General features: G+C 33.1%; 2 protein-coding genes and 1 pseudogene. All 3 read right to left on the reverse strand.

Features of this window, described 5'->3' with window-relative positions; genetic code table 11:
- Positions 1-47 precede the first annotated feature (47 nt).
- A pseudogene (locus ACI3E5_RS17530) lies at positions 48-395 on the reverse strand (nucleotidyltransferase domain-containing protein); the annotation flags it as partial.
- 131 nt (positions 396-526) lie between these two features.
- On the reverse strand, positions 527-1,054 hold the full coding sequence (locus ACI3E5_RS17535; protein ID WP_002294507.1) for a phosphoribosyltransferase family protein: 528 nt from the start codon (positions 1,052-1,054) through the stop codon (positions 527-529).
- 43 nt (positions 1,055-1,097) lie between these two features.
- Positions 1,098-1,529 (reverse strand): aminoglycoside 6-adenylyltransferase (locus ACI3E5_RS17540; RefSeq protein WP_148406363.1); only part of this gene is annotated, 432 nt, incomplete at its 5' end.

Below are 1,529 nucleotides of genomic sequence, written 5' to 3' on the forward strand. Positions count from 1 at the left end.
GCAATCGGAGGCTTCGGATAGATAATGAAAAGAACACCTTATAAAATTTGTCTAAAAAAGTGTTGCCAAACCAATTCATATTTGGGGGGGAAATGCCAAGGGACAATATCCTTTTGATTTATGACCGTAACTTCAAGAGGCCTCATATCTTTTATGTTTCCTATTTTCCCAGATATAAGCATTAACCTATTTGTAAGATTCCTTCGAGTTTTTTCAGATAAACTTTGATTTGTTATTACCAAAATATCTACATCGCTATTCATACGTAAACCACCCATTACTGCCGAACCATACAAATACACCCCAATTAACATATTATCAAGTAGTTCCGCTATAGTTTTTAATGCTTGAATTGCTTCTTTCGGAATTTTTTTGTTACTTAAATCTATACTCAACTTCGATCTCCTTTCGTCTGAAAACTGTTTTTTAACGCCTCTTAAAATTTATAAAAAAAGAGTAAACATCTTTCGTTGTATTGTAAATTAACGCCATCCAAAATTTTGATTCAAGATTTTCTTTCGGTTTATTATATGTTTGAGCCAATATAAGCTACAAAACTGCTGTCTATCCATTTTTGAGTAACCTCATTTATATCAATCCCAATAGTAGCCAACCCAATAATGCTGCAATCCAATTTCTCTAACAAAGCTATTAAAGCCTTCATTTGAGAACCTGTCTCTATCCAATCATCTACAATCAAAACTCTTTTGTTCCTCACAATAGAACTCTTAGATATTTCAAAGCTTTTATCTTGACCTGAATAGTCGGTAAAATGTGTCGAAATAATCTCTTCTTTTGCGTATGGCAGCTTATCACCTTTTCTTACTCCAATAAACCCCACTCCAAGTTCTTTGGCTATGGCAGTGCCTAGTATCCATCCAATTGCTTCTGGGGCAGCCACATAATCTACTTTATTTTGAAAATCCAATGATAGTACTTTTACAATTTTATCAAAAACGGTTTTATGTGTAAAAATAGTTAGTAAATCATATTTTCCAATTGAGTTACGAGGTAATATACCTCTAATTTCATTTATAACATCAGTACTTTCCATACATTTACACCCCTTGCTTATGGTTAATAATCTTTGCTAATCTTTAAAAATAGTCATTTTCAACATATTTTTTATACATGTCCTCGGTATATCTTGTTATGTTCTTACCATACTCTGGATAATCAAACCCCAGTAGTTCTGCTACCTCTTTGGACACTTCCCTGAACAATTGGTGGCATATAAATAATGACTTCCAAATATTTTCATAGGAATCCATGCGATATGTAGATAATAATCTATTCCATAGATCTTCATCAATGTATTTGTTAATATACTTATAATTTTTCCCAACACTTAATGAAAATTCTGTCTTTATCCCAACCTTCCACGACATCATCCTAAGTAGTTCAAACCGTAGAATCTGGTTCAGATGATCGATTGCAAACAGTATCTCTTTGCGGCACAATCCTTTAATAACATAAGGTGTTACATTCCAAAATTCATTGCAGCAATCATCATACTCCCTTGCGCTTGG

Origin of the sequence: Candidatus Enterococcus avicola, from assembly GCF_047470845.1 — a bacterium.
GTDB classification, from domain to species: domain Bacteria; phylum Bacillota; class Bacilli; order Lactobacillales; family Enterococcaceae; genus Enterococcus_D; species Enterococcus_D casseliflavus.